At 37.8% G+C, this 25,860-nt stretch carries 22 protein-coding genes, 1 other RNA gene, 1 pseudogene and 1 other annotated feature; of the genes and pseudogenes, 7 read left to right on the top strand and 17 right to left on the bottom strand.

Annotated elements, in window-relative coordinates; genetic code table 11:
- Positions 1-29: 29 nt before the first annotated feature.
- The 5 genes from JL53_RS08380 to JL53_RS08395 form a co-directional block, all read right to left on the bottom strand.
- On the bottom strand, positions 30-770 hold the full coding sequence (locus JL53_RS08380) for an alpha/beta hydrolase (protein WP_038407361.1): 741 nt from the start codon (positions 768-770) through the stop codon (positions 30-32).
- Between the two features lie 118 nt (positions 771-888).
- Positions 889-2,004, bottom strand: a complete 1,116-nt coding sequence (gene mnmA, locus JL53_RS08385) for a tRNA 2-thiouridine(34) synthase MnmA (protein ID WP_038407363.1) — start codon at positions 2,002-2,004, stop codon at positions 889-891.
- Positions 2,005-2,022: 18 nt separating this feature from the next.
- Entirely contained in the window at positions 2,023-3,171 is a 1,149-nt protein-coding gene (locus tag JL53_RS08390) for a cysteine desulfurase family protein (protein WP_038407365.1), read from the bottom strand.
- Positions 3,172-3,287: 116 nt separating this feature from the next.
- Positions 3,288-3,483, bottom strand: a non-coding RNA gene (gene ssrS, locus JL53_RS15355) — 6S RNA.
- Positions 3,484-3,553: 70 nt separating this feature from the next.
- Entirely contained in the window at positions 3,554-4,837 is a 1,284-nt protein-coding gene (locus JL53_RS08395; protein WP_038407366.1) for a replication-associated recombination protein A, read from the bottom strand.
- A gap of 147 nt (positions 4,838-4,984) precedes the next feature.
- Between JL53_RS08395 and cymR the strand changes: the two genes are divergently transcribed.
- From cymR to JL53_RS08415, 4 genes are all read left to right on the top strand, one after another.
- A complete protein-coding gene (gene cymR / locus JL53_RS08400; protein WP_003719809.1) occupies positions 4,985-5,407 on the top strand; it encodes a cysteine metabolism transcriptional regulator CymR in 423 nt (140 codons plus the stop codon).
- A 246-nt stretch (positions 5,408-5,653) separates the two neighbouring features.
- On the top strand, positions 5,654-6,859 hold the full coding sequence (locus tag JL53_RS08405) for an ammonium transporter (RefSeq protein ID WP_038407367.1): 1,206 nt from the start codon (positions 5,654-5,656) through the stop codon (positions 6,857-6,859).
- A gap of 13 nt (positions 6,860-6,872) precedes the next feature.
- The gene (locus JL53_RS08410; RefSeq protein WP_003719811.1) at positions 6,873-7,238 is read left to right on the top strand and encodes a P-II family nitrogen regulator; all 366 of its coding nucleotides are present in this window, start codon (positions 6,873-6,875) and stop codon (positions 7,236-7,238) included.
- Positions 7,239-7,388: 150 nt separating this feature from the next.
- Positions 7,389-7,769: a hypothetical protein gene (locus JL53_RS08415; RefSeq protein WP_038407368.1), complete on the top strand. Its 381-nt coding sequence runs from the start codon at positions 7,389-7,391 to the stop codon at positions 7,767-7,769.
- 39 nt (positions 7,770-7,808) lie between these two features.
- Here JL53_RS08415 and aspS read toward each other — a convergent pair whose 3' ends face one another.
- Both aspS and hisS read right to left on the bottom strand, forming a co-directional pair.
- A complete protein-coding gene (gene aspS, locus JL53_RS08420; protein WP_038407369.1) occupies positions 7,809-9,584 on the bottom strand; it encodes an aspartate--tRNA ligase in 1,776 nt (591 codons plus the stop codon).
- Positions 9,585-10,868 carry a histidine--tRNA ligase gene (gene hisS, locus JL53_RS08425; RefSeq protein WP_038407370.1) on the bottom strand — a complete coding sequence of 428 codons (1,284 nt, stop codon included), beginning with the start codon at positions 10,866-10,868 and terminating at the stop codon, positions 9,585-9,587.
- A gap of 65 nt (positions 10,869-10,933) precedes the next feature.
- Positions 10,934-11,160 (bottom strand) — a binding site (T-box leader).
- 159 nt (positions 11,161-11,319) lie between these two features.
- Between hisS and JL53_RS08430 the strand changes: the two genes are divergently transcribed.
- The 3 genes from JL53_RS08430 to JL53_RS15360 all read left to right on the top strand — a co-directional run bounded on the left by JL53_RS08430 (position 11,320) and on the right by JL53_RS15360 (position 14,077).
- The gene (locus JL53_RS08430; RefSeq protein ID WP_003719815.1) at positions 11,320-12,603 is read left to right on the top strand and encodes an N-acetylmuramoyl-L-alanine amidase family protein; all 1,284 of its coding nucleotides are present in this window, start codon (positions 11,320-11,322) and stop codon (positions 12,601-12,603) included.
- Between the two features lie 80 nt (positions 12,604-12,683).
- On the top strand, positions 12,684-13,238 hold the full coding sequence (locus tag JL53_RS15865) for a helix-turn-helix domain-containing protein (protein WP_038407371.1): 555 nt from the start codon (positions 12,684-12,686) through the stop codon (positions 13,236-13,238).
- Positions 13,121-14,077, top strand: a complete 957-nt coding sequence (locus JL53_RS15360) for an IS3 family transposase (protein WP_232002142.1) — start codon at positions 13,121-13,123, stop codon at positions 14,075-14,077. Before JL53_RS15865 ends, JL53_RS15360 begins: the two co-directional genes overlap by 118 nt.
- Positions 14,078-14,160: 83 nt before the next feature.
- On the opposite strand, the pseudogene dtd reads toward JL53_RS15360, so the two are convergent.
- The 10 genes and pseudogenes from dtd to queA all read right to left on the bottom strand — a co-directional run bounded on the left by dtd (position 14,161) and on the right by queA (position 25,860).
- Positions 14,161-14,612: pseudogene (gene dtd / locus JL53_RS08445) on the bottom strand (D-aminoacyl-tRNA deacylase).
- 13 nt (positions 14,613-14,625) lie between these two features.
- Positions 14,626-16,842: a RelA/SpoT family protein gene (locus JL53_RS08450; RefSeq protein WP_003719817.1), complete on the bottom strand. Its 2,217-nt coding sequence runs from the start codon at positions 16,840-16,842 to the stop codon at positions 14,626-14,628.
- A 203-nt stretch (positions 16,843-17,045) separates the two neighbouring features.
- On the bottom strand, positions 17,046-17,567 hold the full coding sequence (locus JL53_RS08455) for an adenine phosphoribosyltransferase (RefSeq protein WP_014092886.1): 522 nt from the start codon (positions 17,565-17,567) through the stop codon (positions 17,046-17,048).
- A complete protein-coding gene (gene recJ, locus JL53_RS08460; RefSeq protein WP_038407374.1) occupies positions 17,557-19,908 on the bottom strand; it encodes a single-stranded-DNA-specific exonuclease RecJ in 2,352 nt (783 codons plus the stop codon). Before recJ ends, JL53_RS08455 begins: the two co-directional genes overlap by 11 nt.
- A gap of 103 nt (positions 19,909-20,011) precedes the next feature.
- On the bottom strand, positions 20,012-20,356 hold the full coding sequence (locus JL53_RS08465; RefSeq protein WP_003719819.1) for a LapA family protein: 345 nt from the start codon (positions 20,354-20,356) through the stop codon (positions 20,012-20,014).
- Positions 20,357-20,453: 97 nt separating this feature from the next.
- Entirely contained in the window at positions 20,454-22,718 is a 2,265-nt protein-coding gene (secDF, locus tag JL53_RS08470) for a protein translocase subunit SecDF (RefSeq protein WP_038407376.1), read from the bottom strand.
- A gap of 91 nt (positions 22,719-22,809) precedes the next feature.
- A complete protein-coding gene (locus JL53_RS08475; protein ID WP_003719821.1) occupies positions 22,810-23,103 on the bottom strand; it encodes a post-transcriptional regulator in 294 nt (97 codons plus the stop codon).
- Positions 23,104-23,245: 142 nt separating this feature from the next.
- Complete coding sequence (gene yajC / locus JL53_RS08480) at positions 23,246-23,575, bottom strand: preprotein translocase subunit YajC (protein WP_038407377.1); 330 nt, start codon at positions 23,573-23,575, stop codon at positions 23,246-23,248.
- A 30-nt stretch (positions 23,576-23,605) separates the two neighbouring features.
- The gene (gene tgt / locus JL53_RS08485; RefSeq protein WP_003719823.1) at positions 23,606-24,745 is read right to left on the bottom strand and encodes a tRNA guanosine(34) transglycosylase Tgt; all 1,140 of its coding nucleotides are present in this window, start codon (positions 24,743-24,745) and stop codon (positions 23,606-23,608) included.
- 86 nt (positions 24,746-24,831) lie between these two features.
- A complete protein-coding gene (gene queA, locus JL53_RS08490) occupies positions 24,832-25,860 on the bottom strand; it encodes a tRNA preQ1(34) S-adenosylmethionine ribosyltransferase-isomerase QueA (protein WP_038407378.1) in 1,029 nt (342 codons plus the stop codon).

Raw genomic sequence — 25,860 nt, forward strand, 5'->3', positions numbered from 1 at the left:
AATTGGTTTTTATCCATGTGGTTCTCCTTTTATTTTTCTTGATTTTGTACAGAAGTTTTTAGCCAGGCGATCATCGCATTTGCAACTTGATCTGTTTGTTCCACACCACTAATTTCCGCTCTTCCGTCCCCGTGTTGTGTACCGTATGAACCAAATTGCGCATGGTTACCACCTTCAATAGAGACAAAGGTCGTGTCTTTTGGTAAATATTTTTTACTTTCATTATAGGAATCCTTATTAAGAACTTCATCATTCGTTGCTGTTATCGAAATAGCTGGAAATGCAGCATTTTTAAGCGAACCTTTTTCATCAGGATAACTTGCTAAGAAAAATACACCTTGAATTTCCTCCTCGTTATCATGTGCAAATCTTGCAGACATCACACCACCAAGCGAATGCCCTCCAATAACAAATTTCTCATCCGGGGATTCATCCATAATTTCAGCTGCACGTTTTTTGCCAAAAACAGCTAAATTAAGTGGCATTTCGACTATGTATGTTTTGTAACCGTTAGTAGCAAGTTCTTTTGCTAAAGGTGCATAACTAAGTGCATCGATAAATGCGCCTGGATATAAAATAACACTCATCCCAGCATCTGTATTACGGGGTGTGAAGACTAAAATATTATTTTCTTCTAATACATCCACTGATTTAGTGGAATTGGCAGCATTTTCTGCAATATCAGACGGCTCCGAATTAAAATAAAAATAACCCCAAACCATTAAACTTAGTAAAACGATAATGCTCCCAAAAAACGCTATTTTTTTCATAAAGGACCTCTTTTCTCTGTTTCGTATAATATTTTACCATAAAACCTATTTAAAAAAACGCATTTAGACAGGAAAAAACCGGAGTCTTGTCGAAAGCAAGATTCTCCGGTCCAAATTGTTAGCCAACATAGACTAACTTAGCGCCATTTTTCCATACAGTATCAATTGTTCCGCCACCAAGACAGATATCTCCGTCATAAAAAACAACAGCTTGACCTGGTGTAATTGCACGAACTGGTTCAGCAAAAACAACCTCTGCTGTATTATCATCACGAAGATGAACCGTTACTTTTGTATCCGTTTGACGATAACGGAATTTCGCTGTACATTCGATTGTTTTCGGTTTTGCTGCATTCGTTGTAAAAGAAATATCTGTCGCAATTAAGGAATCGGAATACAAAGTCTCATGATGAAATCCTTGTTCTACAAACAAAATATTTTCGGTTAAATCTTTCCCAACAACAAACCAAGGTTCTCCGTCACCACCTATTCCTAGACCATGACGTTGACCAATCGTATAATACATTAACCCATCATGCTTACCAAGTACTTCCCCATTCAGTGTTTGCATTTTCCCAGGTTGCGCTGGAAGGTATTCACTTAAAAATTGCTTGAAATTTCTTTCACCAATAAAACAAATTCCCGTACTATCTTTTTTATTCGCGGTTGCAAGTCCAGCTTTAGTTGCTATTTCGCGAACTTCTGACTTCTCCATACCTCCAAGTGGGAACATCACTTTTTGGAGTTGTTCTTGAGACAGTTGATTTAAAAAGTAGGTTTGGTCTTTATTATTATCCACTCCACGAAGCAATTCAATTTCGTCACCAACTTGTTTTACTTGAGCATAATGTCCAGTAGCAACAAAATCCGCGCCTAAACTTTCGGCATGCTCTAAAAATGCTTTAAACTTAATTTCTTTATTACACATCACGTCTGGATTTGGTGTACGACCAAGCTTGTATTCATTTAAGAAATACGTGAAGACCTTGTCCCAATACTCTTTTTCAAAGTTAACCGCATAATACGGAATACCAATTTGGTTTGCGACGCGAATGACATCTTCATAATCTTCCGTTGCTGTACAGACACCAAATTCGTCTGTATCATCCCAATTTTTCATGAAAATGCCAATGACATCATATCCTTGCTCTTTTAGTAAATGAGCCGTGACTGATGAATCTACTCCGCCCGACATGCCGACAACTACACGAATGTCACTATTTTTTGTACTCAAAGCTAGCTCCTCACCTTCTTATATTTTCATTAAACGTTTGACTACCTCGCTTACTTTTGTAGCCGCTGTTTCTACTTCTTCTAAATGATTTCCGAGCCCAAAGCTGATGCGGACTGTTTCTTGAATCGCAGGATGACCATCACCAAAAAGTGCAACTAATACATGAGAAGGATCTACTGTTCCTGCAGTACATGCCGACCCACTAGAAACAGCAATTCCTTCCATATCTAAATTCATTAATAATTGTTCAATCGAAATCCCCGGGAAACGAACACTAAATACATGTGGTAGTGTATTAGCCTCAAGCCCATTTACTTCAAAATCCAGTCCTGCCTCTCGCCAAACTTCGGCCATTCTTTTTTTAAAGGAAATATATTCTTCCGTTTTTAATGTTCGTTCATTTGTCATAATTGTCGAAGCTGCACTAAAACCACAAATACCAGCAAGGTTTTCTGTCCCAGCACGACGTTTTCTTTCTTGTTCGCCACCATGCATTTGGTAAGCGAGTCGTGTCCCATTTTTGGCGTATAAAAAGCCTACACCGCGTGGACCATTTATTTTATGAGCAGAAGCAGTTAATAAATCTACGCCTAACTCCTCTACATTTATATTTAACAATCCATAAGCTTGAACTGCATCTGTATGAAAAAGTGCTGGATGATCTTTAAGTAACTCACCAATTTCAGCTATCGGTTGAATCGAACCGATTTCATTATTACCATACATAATGGAAACTAGAATTGTATCAGTCCGCATACTCGCAGCAAGACTCGCCACAGATATTATTCCATGCCTATCTACAGGCAAATAGGTAACTTCAAAACCTTGCGTTTCTAAATATTCACATGTTTTTAATACAGCATGATGTTCAATTTCAGAAGTAATAATATGCTTACCCTTTTCCTGCTGGGCAATTGCTGCCCCAATAAGCGCAAGATTATCTCCTTCAGTACCACCACTTGTGAAAATAATTTCTTTTTCATCTGCTTGAATACTTTTAGAAATAGTAGCTCGTGCTGCATCCAGTGCTTTGCGGGCTTCTCGTCCAGCATAATGAATACTGGAAGGATTACCGTACGTATTTGTTATTGCGCCAAGCATTGTTTGGATAACTTCTGGATGAATCGGACTTGTCGCAGCATGATCTAAGTAAATTCTGTTTTCCATTTTTATCGCGTCCTTTTTTGTAGACGAATTCCCTTTCGCCGTTAATCGTTTCTAATTGTAACAGCTATGCTCCTGTAAAGTAAAGAGGAATAACTCCTATTTACAAGGCAAAAAAAAGAAACCCCAATCGTACCGTTTAGGATTCCCTTCCTTTGAACCCGCTCTCAATTAAAGCAGGTGGGTGCTCTGTCTAACGGTTTGCACTTCCTCGTGTGAAGGCATGTGCGCCGCGCCGGAACTCCAAGCTCCCTAGGTATAAAAAATTGTTCGGTTCAAAAATATCAGGAACTATATCGAATACATTAGGGTTTCTTTTATGTTCTTAGAATACCACACGAAAGATGAAATTTCAATATTAGCGACTTTACTTCATATGGTTAATTTATTCTGATTTCTCTTTGTTTTCATTGATTTTTTGATAAACCAAAGCAATAGTTTGTTCAAACTTGGATGTGAGTTTTGGTTCATAGTATAACTTATCCTTCAGCCTATCTGGTAAATATTGTTGATTAACCCAACCATTTTCATAGCTATGAGGATATTTATAATCTATTGCACGCCCAAGTTTTTCTGCCCCAGAATAATGTCCATCGCGAAGATGATCGGGCACTTCCCCACTATTTCCTTTTCGAATGTCTGACAAGGCTGCATCAATTGCCATAATTGCTGAATTCGATTTTGGAGACAAACATAATTCAATTACTGCATTCGCTAAGGGAATTCGTGCTTCTGGAAAACCAACTTTTTCTGCAGTTTGAATTGCTGCTAATGTATGAACGCCAGCTTGCGGATTAGCCAGACCAATGTCTTCATATGCCATCACAAGCATTCTTCTACTTATACTGACTAAGTCACCAGCTTCGATTAAACGTCCCATATAATGAAGTGCCGCATTGGCATCACTACCACGAACTGACTTTTGAAAAGCACTTAACACATCATAATGAGCATCTCCATCTTTATCGTGTGCCAAACTTTTCTTTTGTAAGCACTCTTCTGCAACATCTAAAGTAACCCGTACAATCCCATCTTCATCTGATTCAGAAGAAATAACTGCAAGCTCCAAAGCATTTAGTGCACTACGAACATCGCCGTTACTTGCCGTTGCAAAATGTTTCTTCGCCAATGCATTTATTTCTACTTGATAATTCCCAAGCCCCCTGTCCTTATCTGCTAATGCCCTGTCCATCGTTATCATAATATCTTCTACTGTTAAAGGTTTTAATTCAAAAATTTGCGTCCTACTCCGAATCGCAGGATTTATTGCAATATAAGGATTACTCGTTGTGGCGCCAATTAAAATAATGGCACCACTTTCAAGTAATGGTAATAAAAAGTCTTGTTTTACTTTGTCTAAGCGATGTACCTCATCTAACAGCAAAATAACCGTTCCGCTCATTTTTGCTTCTGCTGCTACGACTTCCATATCTTTTTTATTATTCGTTACTGCATTTAAAGTTCGAAAAGCATATTTCGTACTTCCTGCAATCGCACTTGCAATCGAGGTTTTTCCGATTCCAGGCGGTCCATATAATATCATAGACGATAATTGTTTTGCTTTGACCATCCGGTAGATAATTTTATCTTTACCAACTAAGTGTGTTTGTCCGACAATTTCGTCTAGAGATTTTGGACGCATCCGATAAGCTAAAGGTTGAATTGCCATATAACCGCTCCTTCTCATTTGCTCCTTTTATTATACCATAAGAACACCTGTACGTTCACCTACTTATTTCCATTGCCTTCTTTCTGTAATTCCGATATAATGAATGAGGTATAAGTGTTTTCCTTAAATTACTGGAGGTTAAATGAAATGAAAATTACAACTAAAGGTCGTTATGGCTTAACAATAACACTCGAACTTGCGAAACGGATTGGTGAGGGACCTATTTCTCTTCGTAGTATTGCGAAAGAAAAAAATCTTTCAGAACATTATTTAGAGCAATTAATCGGTCCGCTTCGTAATGCCGGGATTGTTAAAAGTATTCGTGGAGCTCACGGTGGTTATGTATTAAACGGTGACCCTGAAAAAATTACAGCTGGTGATATCATTCGAACGCTTGAAGGACCTATCGTACTTGTGGAGAGCATAGAGGATGAAGAAGCGGCACAGCGCGAATTATGGACTAGAATGCGTAATGCGGTTCGCGATGTGTTAGATCAAACTACCCTTGCAGATTTATTAAAACATACTTCTGACGCAGAATTGACAAATGGTTATATGTTTTATATTTAATCAAAAGAGTCTATTTTTGGATAGGCTCTTTTATCTATCATTGAAACGTAATTTTACTTCTTTAAATTTCAGATTATTCCAAATACAATAACAATCAAAAACAATTGAAAGCGCTTCGTGTTAGATTATCTAACCAAATTATTCGAATTGATAAATAATTCTTGCCTTTATTTGAATATAGTGTATTATGAACGCATAAATAAAATAATTCACGTTAGTTTATCTAACAAAAAAGGAGAGTTGAGTATGGAATCAGTATTTATGTTCTTTTGTACTTTATTGGTTTGGTTGATGACACCGGGAATTGCATTATTTTACGGCGGTATGGTTAGGCGCAAAAATGTTTTAAGCACAGCAATGTATAGTTTTAGCTCGATGGCAATTATTTCTATTCTTTGGGTTATTGTTGGTTATTCATTGGCTTTTGCTCCAGGAAACGGCTTTATCGGGAGTTTTGATTGGACTTTCCTTCATAATGTCGGATTTGCCTCAAATGAGACTTACTCAGATGCTATTCCACATATTCTATTCATGATGTTCCAAATGACTTTCGCTATTTTGACAGTAGCAATCATTTCTGGGGCATTTGCAGAACGCATGAATTTCTCTGCTTATTTAATTTTTATTATCTTATGGTCTTTGCTTGTTTACTCTCCAGTTGCTCACTGGGTTTGGGGTGACGGTGGTTGGTTACGAGAACTTGGCGCACTAGATTTCGCTGGTGGAAATGTTGTTCATATTAGTTCCGGTGTCACTGGCTTAGTCTTAGCAATTATGATTGGACGCCGTAAAGAAGCTGATTCTGCTTCCCCGCATAATTTACCACTTGCTTTAATCGGCGGAATTCTCGTTTGGTTTGGTTGGTATGGGTTTAATGTTGGTAGTGCCTTAACTATTGATAACGTTGCAATGGCTGCTTTTGTTAATACTAATACAGCTGCAGCAGCTGGTATTATCGGTTGGGGATTAGTCGAGTGGCTTATTAATAAAAAACCGACGATGCTTGGTACTATTTCCGGAGCAATTGCAGGACTCGTTTCTATCACTCCGGCTGCTGGATTTGTTACTGTTCCTAGTTCGTTAATTATCGGTTTCCTTGGAGGAGCTCTTTGCTTCTGGGCGGTTTTCTGGTTAAAAGGAAAAGTAAAATACGACGATGCGCTAGATGCATTCGGCCTTCACGGAATTGGTGGTATTTGGGGTGGTATTGCAACAGGGCTCTTTGCTACAACAAAAGTAAATGAAGCTGGTGCAGACGGCCTATTTTATGGCAATGCTTCCTTGGTAGTGAAGCAATTAATCGCGATTGGTTCCACAGTCGCCTATGTTGCTGTTGTAACTGCCTTGATTGTTATTGTAATCAAGCTATTCTTACCAATCCGTGTTAATGAAGAACAAGAATATAAAGGACTTGATTTGACGCTACACGGCGAAAAAGCGTATCAAGAATAAGGGAGGTAACAATATGTTAGGATTAACTAAAATCGAAATCATTACACGTCCAAATCGCTTTAATCTATTCCAAAAAGAACTTGCCAAAATCGGGGTCAGTGGTTTAACTGTAACAAAAGCACTTGGAACAGGGCTTGAAAAAGGATTTATCGAACTTTATCGTGGCACAAAAAAAGAAAGCAACATCCATGAACGAATGAAGATAGAAATTGTTGTTTCTACTGTTCCTGTCGAAGATGTCCTCCGGGTAGTCAAAGAGACACTTCGAACTGGGGAACCGGGCGACGGTAAAGTTTTTATTTACCCACTCACGGAAGTCATTAAAATTAGTACTGGCGAAACAGGAATTGATGCCTTACAAGATAAACCACAAAAATAAAATAGTTAAAATGGTGAATTAATTAAAAATGGGGCCTCTATTCTAAAAAATCAATGAGAAATGGCGTTTACCTCTTCCCCTTCTAAGTTTTTACACTTATAATGAAAAAGGAAGAACGTTAAGTACAGATAAGGAGGCGCGAAATTCCCTATGCGTAAAATCCCCATTTTCACCCTTCTAGTAGCCATACTACTTTTTGGCGGTTATTACCTTTATCAACACGCATCATCAAAAGTGGATGTTACCTTTAATTTCGTTGTTGACGATAAAGGAAAAGATAACACTGTCACTGGCACAATTGATGGCGCTGGAAACAAATCTATTACACTACCACTTTCTAAGGAGAGCTGGGAAGCTGTAAAAAAAGGGAATCGCTACAATGTGGAAGCCACTTTTTATAATAAAAATAAAATCAGCTCCGATGAAGCGAAAGAATTGGACGGTCCATTTTGGTCCAATGATTCCAATCAAGGCTTATTAGTAAATAAAATTCAAGTAAAAAATATCCAAGAATTAAGTGATGATTTTTAATAAAAAACGAATCCAAGTAAGCAACTTGGATTCGTTTTTTTAGTTTGTTTCTTTTTTTATTGTTTCTAATTTTAATTCAGCAAGTTGGGCTATACTAACCTCTCCTGGCGCATTTGTTAGTGGATCTACCGCGCTTCCAGTTTTAGGGAAAGCGATCGTATCTCGTAAGTTATTTCTGCCAGCCAAAATCATGACAATCCGATCTAATCCAAGGGCAATCCCACCATGTGGAGGTGTACCGTATTCCAGTGCTTCCATCAAGAAACCGAATTGTTCATTCGCAGCTTCATCTGTGAAACCAAGCGCACGGAACATCGACTCTTGTACTTCTTTTTTGTAAATACGAAGCGAGCCACCACCAATTTCATAACCATTCAATACAATATCATATGCTTCTGCCATCACTTTGGAAGAATCTGTTTCAAGCAGTGGAATGTCTTCTTCTTTTGGTAATGTGAACGGATGATGTGCAGAAACATAACGACCTGCTTCTTCATCATATTCAAATAAGGGCCAATCAGTTACCCATAAAAAGGCCAACTCATCTTCATTGATTAAGTTTAACTCTTTTCCAAGTTTATTACGTAATGCGCCAAGTGAAGCTGCTACAATAGCGGCTTTATCTGCCGCGAAGAGCAGTAAATCGCCATCCTCCGCTTGTAACGCTGTCATTAATTCTTGCGCTTTATCCGCTTGGAAAAATTTAGCAATTGGTCCTTTTAATTCACCAGCTTCTACTTTTAGCCATGCAAGCCCTTTGGCGCCGTAATTAGCAACAAAAACACCAAGTGCATCTAAATCTTTACGTGAAAAATTAGTTGCAGCACCTTTGGCATTGATTGCTTTTACTTCGCCACCATTTTCTATCGCTGATTGGAATACTTTGAAATCAATGTCTTTTACAACTTCGGAAACATTTTGAAGTTCAAGACCAAAACGAATATCAGGCTTGTCACTACCAAAACGATCCATTGCTTCTTGATAAGTCATCCGTGGAAATGGTTTTTCGATAGTAATGTTTTTAGCTTCTTTTACTACATCGATTAACATATCTTCCGTAATCGCTTGAATTTCTTCCTTTGTCAAAAAGCTTGTTTCTAAATCGATTTGGGTGAATTCCGGTTGGCGGTCCCCACGCAAATCTTCATCCCGAAAACAACGAACAATCTGATAGTATTTATCAAAACCAGCAGTCATTAACAATTGTTTTAAAATTTGCGGAGATTGAGGTAAGGCATAGAAATTACCTGGATAAACACGGCTCGGCACTAGATAATCACGAGCACCTTCTGGAGTACTTTTGGTTAAATACGGAGTTTCAATATCAAAGAATCCAAGTGCATCTAGTTTGTTGCGGAATGTTCTTGTAACAGTATGACGCATTTTAAAAATATTATTCATTTCAGGACGTCGTAAATCTAAGTAACGATATTTTAAGCGAAGTTCATCAGAAACATTTACACCATCCTCTATATAAAAAGGTGGTGTTTTAGATGTGTTTAAAATAGTAATTGCTTCGGCAGAAACCTCAATTTTTCCTGTAGCTATTTTTTCATTGATTACATTTTCGGCCCGCGCACTAACTTTACCTTTAACCGTGACAACGAATTCATTTCTTACGCTATCAGCAATTTCTAGTGCTTCTTTAGATGTTTCTGGATTGAAGACTACTTGGACAATCCCTTCCCGGTCACGCAAATCAATGAAAATTAATCCTCCTAAATCACGACGCTTTTGTACCCATCCATGAAGGATAACGTTTTGTCCAATATGAGTTTCATTTAAATCTCCGCAGTAATTTGTGCGTTTTTCCATTTACTTCTCCTCCTTGCTTTCTATTAACTTCTCTTTCAATACCATTATTAAACTATCTTCAAAAATGGATTCTTGCTCTCCTGTTTCCATATTCTTCAATTGATACTTCCCAGTTTCTAATTCTTCTTCACCAAGAATAATTGTATAAACGGCATTTTTTCGATTTGCATCTTTTAATTGCGCTTTTAATTTTCGCTTCAAATAGTCTTTTTCTGCACTAATTCTATTTTCCCGAAGCTTATTCACGAGTGTTACTGCCTTTAGTTCCGCCTCTGGTTGCGCTGCGATGACATAAACTTCTAGCGGTTTTTTCACTGGAATCAGAACTTTTGCTTTTTCAAGCGCTAGTAAAATACGTTCCACACCAATACCGAAACCAATCCCTGGCGTGTCCGGTCCGCCGAATTCTTTCACTAATCCATGATATCTCCCGCCACCACACAGGGTTGTTTTTGCTCCAAATCCTTCTTCTTCGCTCATAATTTCAAAAGTAGTGTGATTATAATAATCAAGTCCACGAACCATCGTTGGATCAATCTCAAATGGAATTTCCAGCGCATTTAAATAGGTTTGAACATTATCAAAATAAGCGATAGATTTTTCATTTAAATAAGCTAAAATCGACGGAGCAGATTGGATAAGTGGATTGTCATGATCTTTTTTGCAATCCAAAATACGTAGCGGATTTTTGTGTAATCGAACTTGACATTCAGCGCAAAATTCATCTATATGGGGCTCGAAATGACTTACTAACGCTTCACGATGCCTTAAGCGACTTTCTTTATCACCAAGACTGTTTATCACTAATTTGATATTACGAAGGCCAATCCGTGTAAAGAATGCCATCGCAAGAGAGATAACTTCTACATCAATCGACGGATCATCACTACCAATTGCCTCTATCCCCATTTGAGTAAATTGGCGTTGTCTACCTCCTTGCGGGCGTTCATAACGGAACATCGGCTCATTGTAATACAATTTTATTGGCTGGCTCACTTCACCATATAATTTATGCTCAACGAAAGCACGTACAACCGATGCAGTCCCCTCTGGTCGCAAAGTTAGACTTCTCCCACCTTTATCTTGAAAAGTGTACATTTCTTTTGAAACTATATCTGTAGAATCACCTACGCCACGTTCAAACAACTCAGTGTGCTCAAAAATTGGCGTCCGGATTTCTTCATATTGGAAATTTTCGCAGACCGATGCAAAAGCTGTCTCTAAAAAATGCCATTTTGTAACCTCGTTTGGTAATATATCTCGCGTGCCTCTTGGTAATTGCATTTTCCTATTCCCCCTTCTTATTTACTTCAAAATATAAAGAAAAACCCCCGTCCCTTGTTATAAAAACAAGGGACGAGAGTTTATTTACACCCGTGGTACCACCCTAATTAGAACTAAAAAAGTCCTCACTTAAGTCAGTTAACGCCTGAATACGTTCTTGTTTACTAACTTTCAACAAGAAACCTCGAGAGTGTCTTTTCGGAAAATATGACTATCCTTATCCTTTCAGCCAAATGGGATAAATTCTCTTTATAGCATGGATTTTCTTACTTTTCTCTGTCGCTAGTTTTAAATATGAATTATTCTAAGATTACTAAAAACACATAGAAAAGTCAACATTTTGTCCAATTTTTTATAAAAACTTACTTTCTAGTTCCATGAAAGCGCATTTTATGGTAACATTTTACTGTCAGATAAAAGTTTATGAGTATATAGGTGGTGTCAGCTTTAAATGAAGAATAAATTCATTTTTATTACCGTTGTCTCCATTTTATTGATTGCAGCAGGTATTGTTACTACAATTGCAATGGCGAACGCTAATTCTGTCGTCGTAAAAGCAGAAGTCTTAAATGTCCGCAGCGGTCCTGGGTTGGCTTATGATGTAACGAGTCAAGTCAGAAAAAATGAAGTACTCCGGGTAGTCGGTGAAGAAAATCAGTGGTATAAAGTCCAATTAGATAATGGTAACAGCGGTTGGGTGGCAAGCTGGTTAGTTGAAAATACAGATGTCAGCGCAGCAAGTAACAGTGTTGCTATTGTTACATCAGACGGTGGTTTAAACGTACGTGAAAAACCAAGTACCTCCAGTAATTCACTTGGCTTACTAAATAATGGTGATCAAGTAACCGTAACAAGCCAACAAGACGGTTGGGCGCAAATCCAGTATCAAGGAAAAAGCGCATGGGTTAGTTCCGATTACTTAGACATCCGCGAATCCGTTACAAAGGTAGATGATAGTGATCTACAAACCGTTACAATTCGTGAAGACTCTACTAATATTCGAAGTGATGCAAGTCGAGATAGTGAAGTTATCGAAAAAGCCAATTCCGGTCAAAGTTTTGCGATTCAAGGAGTTCAAGGCGATTGGTATCAAATTCGGACCACAAATGGCACCAATGGTTATGTGGCTAACTGGGTTGTTGATGTGTCTGATAAAGGACAAACTACTACTCCGAAAAGTAAAACGACCAAATTATCTGAAGCAACGATTGTGATTGATCCTGGTCACGGCGGTAACGACCCTGGTGCAAAAGGCGCAGGTGGAACTATTGAAAAAGAAATGACATTAAAAACAGCGAGAAAATTAAAATCCAAGCTCGAAGCAAGTGGTGCCAAAGTTATTTTAACCAGAGATAGTGATGAATATATCTCCTTAAAATCTCGGACAAATAAAGCCGCAAAAAATAAGGCGGATGTATTTGTTAGTCTTCATTTTGATAGTTTAGAAGATAGCGATTCAGGTGTTAGCGGTCAAACCACTTATTATTACGATAATAGTGATAAATCGCTTGCCGAAAGCATCAATGCTAGCCTCGGAAAAGAGCTCCCTACTTCTAATCGCGGAGCAAGGATTGGCGATTATTATGTTATAAGAGAGAACTCGCAACCAGCTGTGCTTCTTGAACTTGGTTATCTGAGTTCCGCAAAAGATGAACGAAACATTAATTCCGCCTCTTATCGTAGTAAAATTGCGGACGCTGTAGTAGATGGTTTATCGGATTATTTCTCTAATTAAAAAAAGCAATCATTCAGAAGAATTATGTAGTGCGCCCCCAAAGTTAGACCAAAAAATCTAACTTTGGAGGCGTATTTTAATTGGCTAAATATGATGATGGATTCAAGAGAAAAGTAGTGGAAGCTTACCAAAACAGCGAAGGTGGTTATGGCACACTCGCTCAGCGCTTTGGTATATCACATTTTTCTCTGGTTAGAAAATGGGTGAAGATTGTAGAGAAACGGGGGTTTGAAGCATTACAAAGGCGAAGAACGAAACAACATTACACTTCCCAATTCAAGCAAAATGTCCTACACTATTACTTAAATAGCGGTGACTCTTACCTGGATGTTGCCTTGCAGTATGGTTTGCCTTCAGGGGATTTACTTCAAAGTTGGCATCAAAAATTTCTGCGAGAAGGCATCGAAGGTCTTTCACCAAAACAGAAAGGACGACCTTCGATGTCCAAGAAAAAGAAACAAATTCAGCCCAAGAAACCCATGACACGGGAACAAGCATTAGAACGAGAAAACGAATTATTACGTGCAGAACTTGCTTTTATAAAAAAGCTCCGCGCTTTAGGAATGGATGTCCCAGAACGACTCAAGAACGAGATGCCCGAATCATCCACGAACTCCGAAGTGAGTTCCGATTAACGATTCTTCTACAAGCCACAAAATTTCCTAAAGCGACCTACATGTATTGGCAAAAACGATTAGAACAGAAAAATCCAAATGCATCATTAGAGAAAAAGATTCAAGAAATTTTTGATGAGCATCACGGAAACTATGGCTATCGCCGGATTCAACTAGCGTTGAAGGCACAAGGAATAAAGGTCAATCAGAAAAAAGTTCGACGAATTATGGGTAAACTTGGGCTAAAAGGATCCAAGTTTATTCGGAAATCTCGCAGATATAATTCTTACAAAGGAACTATTGGACGAGTGGCAAAAAACCGTATTCGTCGACGTTTTTATACATCCATTCCTCATCAAAAAGTGACCACGGATACATCGGAATTCAAATATTACGAGCGTGATAAAAACAAGCAGCTAGTTATCAAAAAATTGTATTTAGATCCTTTCCTTGATATGTTTAACGGAGAAATTTTATCGTATCGAATTTCTGAGCGTCCCAACGCTAAAGCCATTATGGATGCCCAAAAAGAAGCGATGGACCGTACCGATGATTGCCCCTATCGTCGTACGTTCCACTCTGACCAAGGATGGGCTTACCAAATGAAAGCATACAAAAAGCAGTTAACCAAGCAAAACATCTTTCAAAGTATGTCACGAAAAGGGAACTGTTTTGACAATTCTCCGATGGAGAATTTCTTTGGACTGTTAAAGCAAGAAATGTATTACGTGGTAATTTATGCCAGCTTTAAACAGTTGAAACAAGCAATAGAAGATTGGATACATTACTACAATCATCATCGAATTAAAACGAAACTTGGTTGTAGTCCTATTCAGTACTGCGAACAGATGACCGCATAAAAAATACCAACCAGATTTCTCTGGTCGGCATTTGGTCTAACTTTTGGGTCTCACTACATTATCTCTTCCGAATGATTGCTTTTTCATTTACGCATTTCTTCTGAGTCAAGCAAAATAGTAACCGGACCGTGATTAACGATTTTCACATCCATAAAAGCACCGAATATACCAGTCTCAACTATAAAACCAGCCTCTGCAAGTTTGGCATTAAATAAATCATAAAGCGCTTCTGCTTTCTCCCCAGGAGCTGACTTTGTAAAGCTAGGACGTTTCCCTTTACTAACATCGGCATATAAAGTGAACTGAGAGACGCTTAAGATAGCTCCACCCCGTTCAGCTAAAGAAATATTCATTTTCTCTGAGTCATCTTCAAAAATTCGTAATCCTGTTACTTTTTTGCCATGTAGTCAACTGTTTCAGCTGTATCGCTGTGTGTAAACCCGACGAGCAAACAAAGCCCACCAGCAATCTCACTAATTACTTCCTCCTCTACACTAACCGAAGCCTCATAGCACCTTTGAAGTAGCACGCGCATCACTTTCACTCCTTTAATTCATTAATCTTCTCACCGTATATACATCAGGTATTTGTTTAATTTTATCTACTACTCGTTGCAAATGATTGATATTATGAATTTGAAGCGTGACAACTAATGTTGCCATTTTGTTATTATCTACTTTGGCATTGACACCATTGATATTAGAAGTCAAACTGTTGATGATTTGCAGGATATCATTTAATAGTCCATTGCGATTATAGCCGTAAATTTCAATATCGACATTGTAATCATTTTTCGCTTGTGAATCTGCATCTTCCCAGTCTACTTCAATCAAGCGCTCTGCTTCGATTGCTAGGACGTTTGGGCAATCTTGACGATGAATGGAAATTCCGCGCCCTTTAGTAATATAACCAACGATTTCGTCTCCTGGCACTGGGTTACAACATCTAGAAAGACGGATGAGTAGATTACCTACACCTTGAACAACAACTCCAGCATTATGCTTGATTTTCAATTTTTCATTGTTAGCATCTGAATTAGAAGGCTTGTTTTCTGCTTGTGTTAATAATTTTTCTGTTTCAGCTTCTTGTTCACGTTCTTTTCGCAATTTTTCCGTTAATCGATTAGCTACTTGTAATGCCGTAATACCATTATAACCAACTGCAGCAAAAAGATCATCTTCATGCGAAAAATTCAACTTATCAGCTAATTTGCGAAGATTTTCAGGTAGCATAATTTTTTTTGTTTCAAATCCAAGTTGTCTAATTTCTTTTTCTACTAAGTCTCGGCCTTTTTCGACATTTTCTTCTTTCGCTTGTCGTTTAAAGAATTGTTTAATTTTATTTCTAGCTTGAGAAGTCTGTACTAGTTTCAACCAATCACGACTTGGTCCATAAGAGTGTTTGGAGGTCAATATATCAATAATATCGCCTGTTTTAAGTTTATAATCTAATGTAACGATTTTGCCATTGATTTTAGCACCAATCGTTTTATTACCGATTTCTGTATGCACGCGGTAAGCAAAGTCAAGTGGCACGGATCCGTTCGGGAGCTCGTACACATCTCCTTTTGGTGTGAATACATAAACCACATCCGAAAATAAATCGAGTTTCAAGCTTTCCATAAATTCTTCGGCATTATCCGATTCATTTTGATATTCTAAAATTTCTCGGAACCAAGTTAGTTTATTATCAAAAGAAGTTTTTGAATTAACTACTTTTCCTTCTTTATAAGCCCAATGTGCTGCAACCCCATATTCAGCGATTTGATGCATTTCATGTGTTCGAATTTGTACTTCGAGTGGTTCGCCTTGAGGACCAATTACAGTCGTATGAATTGATTGATACATATTTGATTTAGGCATGGCAACATAATCTTTAAAGCGACCTGGCATTGGTTTCCAACGTGTATGAATGATTCCAAGCACCGCATAACAGTCCTTAATGCTGCTAACAACAATTCGAACAGCTAATAAATCATATATTTCATTAAATTGTTTATTTTGTTCCGTCATTTTTCGGTAAATGGAATAAATATGTTTTGGTCGTCCAGAAATGTCTGCTTGAATATTAAGTTCATCGAGATTTTCATTAACACCATCAATTACATCATTCAAATAACGCTCTCTTGCATCTCGCTTTTGTTTCATCAAGTGAACGATACGATAATATTGCTGTGGATTTAAATAACGCAGCGCTGTATCTTCTAGTTCCCATTTTACGCGAGAAATCCCTAAGCGATGTGCAAGTGGTGCAAAAATTTCTAAAGTTTCATTCGCAATTCTACGCTGCTTTTCGACTGGTAAATGCTTTAATGTGCGCATATTGTGTAGACGATCAGCTAGTTTAATGAGAATAACACGAATGTCTTGTGCCATTGCAATAAACATTTTCCGGTGATTCTCAGCCTGTTGCTCTTCATGCGATTTATATTTTATTTTACCAAGTTTAGTAACCCCATCTACAAGCATGGCTACTTCGCTACCGAATGCTTCTTCCAAATCGGCAAGTGTGACTGGAGTATCTTCAACCACATCATGCAAAAACCCAGATGCTACTGTGGAGGGGTCCATTTTTAATTCTACTAAAATGCCGGCAACTTGAATTGGATGAATAATATACGGCTCACCTGATTTACGAAATTGTTCTTTATGAGAATCGCGCGCAAATTCATACGCTTTTTTTACAAGCGCAAGATGTTCCTGATTCATATAATGAGAAGCCATATCAATGACTTGCTCAGCTGTCAGATTTTGTTCTTTCGCCATTTACATTCACCCTCTTATCTACTTGTCATCTACACAACTTAAAAACACCCATAACTGAGTGTTCCAAAAAAGATTCTTGTCTAATATTATAGCATGATGACACTTTGTTTATAAAGCACTTTTCCTCGTTTTTTCACAATTTCTAGCCGATTTACTATTTTTCTAAAAAAACTACCCCTAAAATATCAGGAGTAGTTCCAATTTTATAATTTCATGAGAATTAAGCGATCATAGCCGTTTAATTTTTTATGACCTTCTAGCTCTTTTAGTTCAATTAAAAATGCACAACCCGCAACAATGCCGCCTAGTTCTTCTACTAATTTGATTGTTGCTTCAATGGTTCCACCGGTTGCAAGCAAATCATCCGTAATTAATACCCGTTGACCTGGTTTAATCGCGTCACTGTGCATGGATAATTTATTGGTACCATATTCTAAATCATATTCCATTTCGATGGTTTCGCGAGGTAATTTACCAGGTTTACGAACTGGGGCAAAGCCGATACCGAGTGCATAGGCAACTGGGCAACCAATAATAAATCCACGCGCTTCTGGTCCAACAATAATATCGATTTTTAATTCTTTTGCATATTCAACGATTTTATCCGTAGCAAATCGGTAAGCCTCTCCATCATTCATTAAAGGGGTAATATCTTTAAAGACAATCCCTTTTTTAGGCCAATCATTAACAATCGCTACGTAATTTTCTAAATCTTTAATTTCCATTTTCAAGTTCCTCCGCATTCGGGTAAATTGATGTTTCCATCATTGACTTCATCCAACTATGAAGTTCGCTGTAGTTGGAGTATAACAATTTTTTTCGAGTAGTAATTTCTTCTAGCTTCTGTTGATAAACTAGTGACTCATCCAGATTACGTTTTCCAACTACTTGATTAACAATAATCTGACCACCTTCCATTTTAGCAAATTCTAAATCAAAAAACACGTTTGACATAAAATCAATTTGTTCTTTGTTCCAACCAAACTTTTGCATTAAGCGTGGTGTATATTTTTCAATTGGAAAGGGTTGGAATTTTTTTATTAAGCTGTATAGCTCAGCAAATGCCTTACGATCTGGTATTGCTGGAATTTGATTTCCTTCTGCTGCATCAAAATGAACAAAGATACGCGCTGGTTTTACTTTGCGGACAATTTCTTCAATTAGCTTTACATTCGGCGGAATATCCGCAAATACGAGCTCCTCTGTTTGGATGTCTACTTTAAAATCTGCTTTCTCATCTACTAAAAAATGGTTTTGTTCTCCGAGTGTTTTAGCTGTTCGCTCTTCAAAACAAATATATATGCGTGAATCCGCTTTTTCTTGAAGAATCCGCGACCACTCCGTTTTACTTCGCACATCGAAAAGTTGCCAGTGCGCAATACGAATATCCATCATTCTAAGTTGTGGCTTTTTAATATGGTTCCATTCATTGATAGATAATTCACCAACAACATCTACATCTGCGGAAGGAGAAATTTTTTCGACTAGATCACCTACCCCAAAGCCAATGGCATCAAGTGGTGTATCCGTCCCATCTGTCCCAAGCATTGTTTTTAGATGTGTTTTGTCGGCGCCAATTCTTTTCGTCCCTTTTAACTTCATTCCTTCTAAAAGGAAAATCGGCTTTGGATTATCCATTCCGAACGGTGCTAGTTTTTCTAGTTGAGCGATAAAAGCTACCGAGACATCCGCTAGATTAATACGTTCCTCTATTTGCAATGCTGGACGAAAATCTTCTTCTGTAAGTAAGCTCGCTTCTTCTTGTAACTTAGCTTCTAATTCTGCTAAATTTTCTGCTGGTAAAGTAAGACCAGCAGCCATGGGATGACCACCAAATGCAGTCATTAATTTCCGATGTTTATCAAGCGCTTGATACAAATGGAAAGACTCGATGCTACGACCAGAACCTTTGGCAATTCCTGTCACTGCATCTATACCTAACACAATAGCAGGCCTAGAATACACACTAACTAGTTTTGAAGCCACAATCCCAAGAATTCCTGTATTCCAACCCTCTCCACTAACAACTAACACTTTCCCCATACTGTTCTTTGCTTCAATTGCTTCCATCGCAAGTTTAGTCGTATCCACAACCATTTGTTTGCGTTCTTTATTAGCATCATCAATTTCTTCTGCTAAAAAAAGCGCTTCTTCTGGATCTTCTGTTAAAAGCAAATCGGCTGCTGGATCTGCAGGACCAAGTCGTCCAACTGCATTAAGTCTTGGCGCAAGGCCAAATCCAATCGTTTCTTCCGTAGCATCTTCCAATTTCAAACTAGCTTTTTTTGCTAAAACAGCTAAACCAATATTTGCCCCTTCACGTAGTTGACGTAAACCTAATTGGACCAGCATACGATTTTCGTCAGTTAGTGACACTAAATCAGCAACCGTTCCCACTGCAACCAAATCTAGTAATTCTGTTGGTTCCTCGCCAAGTAGTGCATGAGATAATTTATAAGCAACTCCAACCCCAGCGAGTTCATCAAATGGATAAGCAGATTTCGGATGCTTTGGGTGGATAACTGCGACTGCTTCTGGCATGACTTCACGCGGTTCATGATGGTCCGTTACAATAACATCTAAACCAATTTCTTTGGCATGAGTCATAACTTCTAGTGCAGCAATACCATTATCAACGGTAATAATTAAATCAACACCTTGATTCTTCGCTAAATCAAAAGCGGCAATATTAGGTCCATAACCTTCTGTAAAGCGATTGGGGATATAAAATTCTGCATTAGCTCCCAAATGCTGTAATGTCTTCATTAACACAGCAATACTCGTAACCCCATCTGCATCATAATCTCCGTACACTAGGATTTGTTCATTTAATTCGATTGCTTGTTTAATCCGCGCAACCGCAAGATCCATTTCTGCAAATAGAAATGGGTCATAAGTTTGATATTTTTCTGGGTGGAAAAATTTATCGAATTGTCCTTGCGTTGTAATCTTTCTTTTCCAAAGTAGCTTTGCAAGTGGAAGCGAGATTTTCAGTTGTTCCGCTAATTGAATTGTTTTCTCTTCTTCGGCTTCCTTGATATTCCATAAGTATTTTGAATCAATCACATTACCCCACCTCTCAACCTTCCTATTATATCTAAAATCACCTGAAAAACCAAGAGGAATCTACAAAACAAAAAACGCCAACGAAGATGTTGGCATTTTTTCGTTATTTAGTTACGCTATCCGTATTTTCTGATTTGCGCGTTTCTACTTTCGATGAATGAGTTTTCATTGCTTTCGCTGCAGCTAATTGACGTTCTAATTCTGATTTTTCGGCAGTAAGTTGTTTTAGCTTCTTCTTCATGTTACGAGACTTCGAAATATTGAGGAAGAAGATAATCAAGCAACCGCAAAGTACAGATCCTAAAATAATTAAGATTAATGGCCAATCAGCTTGTAAAAATAAGAAATTCACTTCCACTGGATCTACATTGACTACAGCAAATATCGCAATAATAAGTGCTAGAATAATTCCAACGATTACTTGCCATTGTATTTTATTTTCTTTCATTTTTTCTCCTCCTTGTGCAACAATTATGTTAGTATTTACCCGTTTCAGAACTATTAAAAACAGCCGAATTTCTTTTGTTGAAATTCGGCCGACCTTTTTAAATTACAGGTTGTCCATTATTACGTTGTTTTTTCTTCTTAACAGTACTAATTGGACCTTTTTTGCGTAATTGTCTTGCTTTAAATACATACCATAGTTGCATCGCCATAAAGATAGAGGAGAATACACTAGATACAAGTCCCACAAGTAAAGCAATGGAGAAGTTTAGAATGGATTCACTACCAAACAACACAAGTGCTAAAACGGTGAAAATAACCGTTAAAATGGTGTTTATCGAACGAGTGAAAGTTTGTCGCAAAGCTTTATTCACAGCATCAGCAATTTCTTCTTTCGTTTTGAAGCGTTGCATTTTCATGCTAATATCTCGTATTCGGTCGGCGGTGACTATCGTATCATTTATGGAATAACCAATAACCGTCAGAACAGCAGCAATAAAGGTTAAATCTACTTCAAGCCTTGTAATACTAAAGAAGATAAAGATAATAAATGCATCAAATAATAAGGATAAAATTGCTGCGATTCCCATATAAAATTCAAATCGTATAGCAATATATAATACTATCAAAATAGATGCAATTCCCAGCGCCCAAAAACCATTTTTCGCAAGTTCTTTTCCGACAGTTGGAGATACCGTACTTATGCTAGGCTCGTGTTTGTACTTATCGTCAAAATAATTTTTGAATTTAGCCACATCATCTTGAGATAGCGTTCCTTTGTAAGAAACAACGGCAGTTTTAGAGCCTGACCCTTGGAAAACAATATCATCTGATGGCATACCAATAGAGTCTAAATCTTTCTTAATTTGAGTCTCCGTCAAGGTGTGATCCGCAGTAATTTCCGCTCGAGTCCCGCTGGCAAAGTCAATACCAAGGTTCAGTCGGAATATAGATAGAATAACGATTCCGATAATAACAATGCCCGTAAAGATCGATAAGAACAAACGGTGATGTTTAACAAAATCAAAACGGTCAAAGTGTGTTTTCAAGTTAAAGCTATTAATACCTTCATGTAAATTATGAATATCTTTGCGTCTAACTGCAAAAAATCCAGGTTTATTGTTAAGCCAATTACTTTTCACTAGTAAGCCTAGTAAGAACCTCGATCCCCATACAGCAGTCAAGAAGCTCACTAAAATACTAATAATTAGTACTGTCGCAAAACCTTTAATGGAACTTGTACCGAAATAAAAGAGTACTCCAGCAACAATCAATGTTGTTAAGTTACCGTCCAAAATCGCGCGGAAGGCTTCTTTTCCACCCACTTCAAAGGCCGCTTTCGTTGACCTTCCGACTTTGATTTCCTCTTTAATCCGCTCGTAGGTAATCACGTTCGCGTCAACAGCCATACCTACCCCCAGAATCAAACCTGCAATTCCCGGTAGAGTTAGTGTCGCGTGTAGCAAACTCAATATTAGTAGAACTAGATAAGTGTAAGCAACCAATGTAATCGAAGCAATCACACCTGGTAAGCGGTATACTGCCATCATGAAAATAAAAATTGCAATAACACCGATGATACCCGCTAAAATTGTTTCTTGTAGTGCATCTTGTCCAAATTGTGCACCCACAGAGGTAGAATAAACTTCTTTCATTTGTACAGGAAGCGCTCCAGCATTAAGCAAATCTGCTAAATCTTTTGCTTCTTCCGTTGTAAAATTACCCGAAATCTCTACTTTATCTGTATCTAAAACACTACTTACATTAGGGGCAGACAAGTATGCCGGATTTTTCTTTTCACGTTCTGTTTTGTACTTTTGTCCTTCTTTCCAATCTAACCAAATAACTAATTGATTATCTGGCGCTTCTGCTAAAATCGTCTTTGTAACGTCTGCAAATTTATCAGCGCTTTTTAGTTTTAATGTAACAATTGGATTATTGCTAGAATCAAAAGCTTGTTTAGCCCCGCCTGCTACAAGATCGCTACCGTTCATCATCATTTTATCGTTCGCATCTCTAAATGATAATTGCGCAGTTGTGGATAGCATTTTGCGAGCCTCTTCTTGGTCGGTTACCCCCGCAAGTTGAACTCGAATACGGTTTTTCCCTTCGATTTGAATACTTGGTTCAGCCACTCCTAATGAATTAATCCGCTTATCGAGCGCTGTAACCGTGTCTGTCATGGTTTGCTTCGACACAGTTCCTTCCCCATCTGCAGGTGAAACTTCATAAAGAACTTCAAATCCCCCTTGAAGATCTAGTCCAAGATTGATGTTTTGCATAACCATTTTTGCGGTACCAAATACAGCACCAAAGATAATTGCAACTACTAGAAAGAAAATAACTATCTTACTCTTTTTAACCATTTCTGTTTCGTTCCTCCCTCATCTAAACCATAACAAATCCAGTCTATCAACAAATAGTTACATTTTTTTGTACGTATTTGTCAGCAGACTGTTAATCTTCCACATTTGATTGAAGTGTGTTTTCCACTTTAGACATATGGTTATTTGATTGTTGTTCAGCTGTTGTCATAATAAATTGCATTAATTGTCCAATTTTCATTTGCATAATGTCATTCATTCTTTCATGCAAAGCTGGGGCTGGCCGGTTTTTCCACTTTTCTTCCGTTAAAAACGACCAAATATGGCTGGCCTTGATTTCTCGGTAGCCTAGAATATGAAAATCCTCCACTTTTATTAATATCGCTGGTTCTAAATCTTCATACCAAGCTGAAAATGAATCCGTCATCAAGTCATCCCCTTTCTTAAACAATAAGCATATTCCCATTTTATCTAAAAACTAGCTAAATGGGAAGTATAAGCTCTAAATTTTTATGATTAAAAAATGCCATTTCACCGCTTAGAGGGAAATGGCATTTTTAATTTGCTAATTATTTGTTGTCTTCAGTAACTTCAGTGTCATCAGAAGTTGTTTCTGTAACAACTGGAGTAGAAACTGTGTTGCCTTTTTCAAGTACAGTTCTTACTGCATTACGGTCAAACGTTAATTTGTTGTTTCCGCATTTTAAAATGACTGTGCCATCTTCAATTGCCTCTACAATACCGTGAAGTCCACCGATAGTGATAATTTTATCACCTTTTGCTAAACTACTTTGCATATTTTGCACTTCTTTTTGACGTTTTTGTTGAGGTCTGATTAATAAGAAATAAAACAGAACAATCATCAAAATAATTGGTATAAATGTTACAATACCGCCCATATTTTCCAACTCCTTTCGATACTATATATATTAGAAATTTTTTGCATCAGGACGATTAAATCCGTATTGCTCAAAAAATTCTTCCCTAAAATCAGCAAGACGATCTTCCATAATAGCGGAACGAACCTGCTTCATTAAGTTTAACAGAAAATGAAGATTATGATAAGTTGTAAGTCTAATCCCAAAAGTTTCTTCACAACGAATCAAATGTCTAATGTATGCACGTGAATAATTTTTACAAGTATAACAATCACAATTTTCATCAATTGGACGGAAATCATGTGTGAACTTAGCATTTTTAATTACTAAGCGTCCATTAGATGTCATACAAGTACCATTACGCGCTATACGAGTAGGAAGAACACAGTCAAACATGTCAATCCCACGAATGACCCCATCTATAAGTGAATCCGGCGAACCAACACCCATTAAATAACGTGGCTTGTTGGTTGGTAAAAGTGGTGTTGTGTGTTCGAGTACTTGGTTCATAACGTCTTTCGGTTCCCCAACCGATAAACCGCCAATTGAATATCCTGGAAAATCAAGGGAAACTAAGTCTTTAGCGCTCTGTGCGCGCAAATCTTCATATGCACCGCCCTGAACGATTCCAAATAATCCTTGGTCATCTGGTCTAGCATGTGCTTTTAATCCGCGTTCAGCCCAGCGTGAAGTTCGTTCTACCGATTTCTTCATGTATTCATGCGAGGCAGGATATGGTGGGCATTCATCAAAACTCATCATAATGTCTGATCCGAGCGCATTTTGAATTTGAATTGCTTTTTCTGGTGATAAGAAAAGCTTGTCGCCATTTAAATGATTACGGAAATGAACGCCCTCTTCTTTGATATCACGCATTTTACTCAAACTAAACACCTGAAAACCACCTGAATCCGTTAAGATTGGTTGATCCCAGTTCATAAATTTATGTAGTCCGCCCGCTTCTCGAATCAATTCTTCACCGGGACGTAACCATAAGTGATAGGTGTTGCTCAAAATAATACCTGCGCCCATTGCTTTTAATTCTTCTGGCGACATTGTTTTTACCGTTGCAAGTGTTCCAACTGGCATAAACATAGGCGTATCAAATGTGCCATGTGGTGTATGGATTTTACCGAGACGAGCACCTGTTTGTTTATCTGTTTTTATTAGTTCATAACGAATGGCAGACATGTGTGACCTCTTTCTAATTTACTCTATTCACTAGCATAACGAAAAATGCGTATGAAAACAAGCTTTTCTGTTATTTTTTTCGCAAATTAATGAATAAACATTGCATCGCCAAAACTAAAGAATCGATATTGCTCTTCTACGGCATGGTTATAGGCTGTTAAAATTTTATTCCGATCAGATAAAGCGGATACAAGCATAATTAATGTAGATTTTGGTAGATGGAAATTCGTAATTAAGGCATCTACGGCTCGGAAGGTATATCCTGGTGAAATAAAAATATCTGTCCAACCAGATTCAGCTACTATATTACCTTCATGACGACTGGCAATCGTTTCTAACGTCCTAATGGATGTAGTTCCAACTGCTATGACTTTTCCACCGGTTTCTTTTACTCTATTAATTCGTTCCGCAGCTTCTTCTGTTAAACGATAAAATTCGGAATGCATTTTGTGATTCGTTGTATCTTCCACATCGACTGGGCGGAAAGTTCCTAGTCCCACATGGAGAGTCACAAAAATAATTTCTACACCTTTTTCTTTAATTTTCGCAAGCAAATCTTCTGTAAAATGAAGTCCCGCTGTAGGAGCTGCTGCTGAACCATTTTCTTTTGCATAAACGGTTTGGTAACGATCTTGATCCGCTAATTGCTCTTTAATGTATGGTGGTAACGGCATTTCACCAAGTTGTTCTAATACTTCATAAAAAATACCTTCATAAGAAAACTCGAGAATGCGACCGCCGTGCTCTAGTTCTTCAAGACAAGTTGCTTGTAACGCACCATCACCGAATATAATAGTTGCACCTTGACGAATTCTTTTTGCAGGTTTTACCAAGGCTTCCCAAGTATTTCCTTCTTTTTGCTTTAACAGTAATACTTCGATATGAGCGCCTGTTTCATCCTTAATGCCATGAAGACGAGCTGGGAGAACGCGTGTGTCATTTAAAACTAAGGCATCCCCTTCGTGTAAATAACTTAAAATATCTGTAAAGTGCTGGTCTTTTATTTCACCAGTTGCTTTATCTAATACCATTAGCCGACTAGATGTCCGGTCCAGTAACGGGGTTTGTGCAATTAATTCTTCTGGTAAATCAAAATCAAAATCTTCTACTTTCAT

Source organism: Listeria ivanovii subsp. londoniensis, assembly GCF_000763495.1.
Taxonomy (GTDB): domain Bacteria; phylum Bacillota; class Bacilli; order Lactobacillales; family Listeriaceae; genus Listeria; species Listeria londoniensis.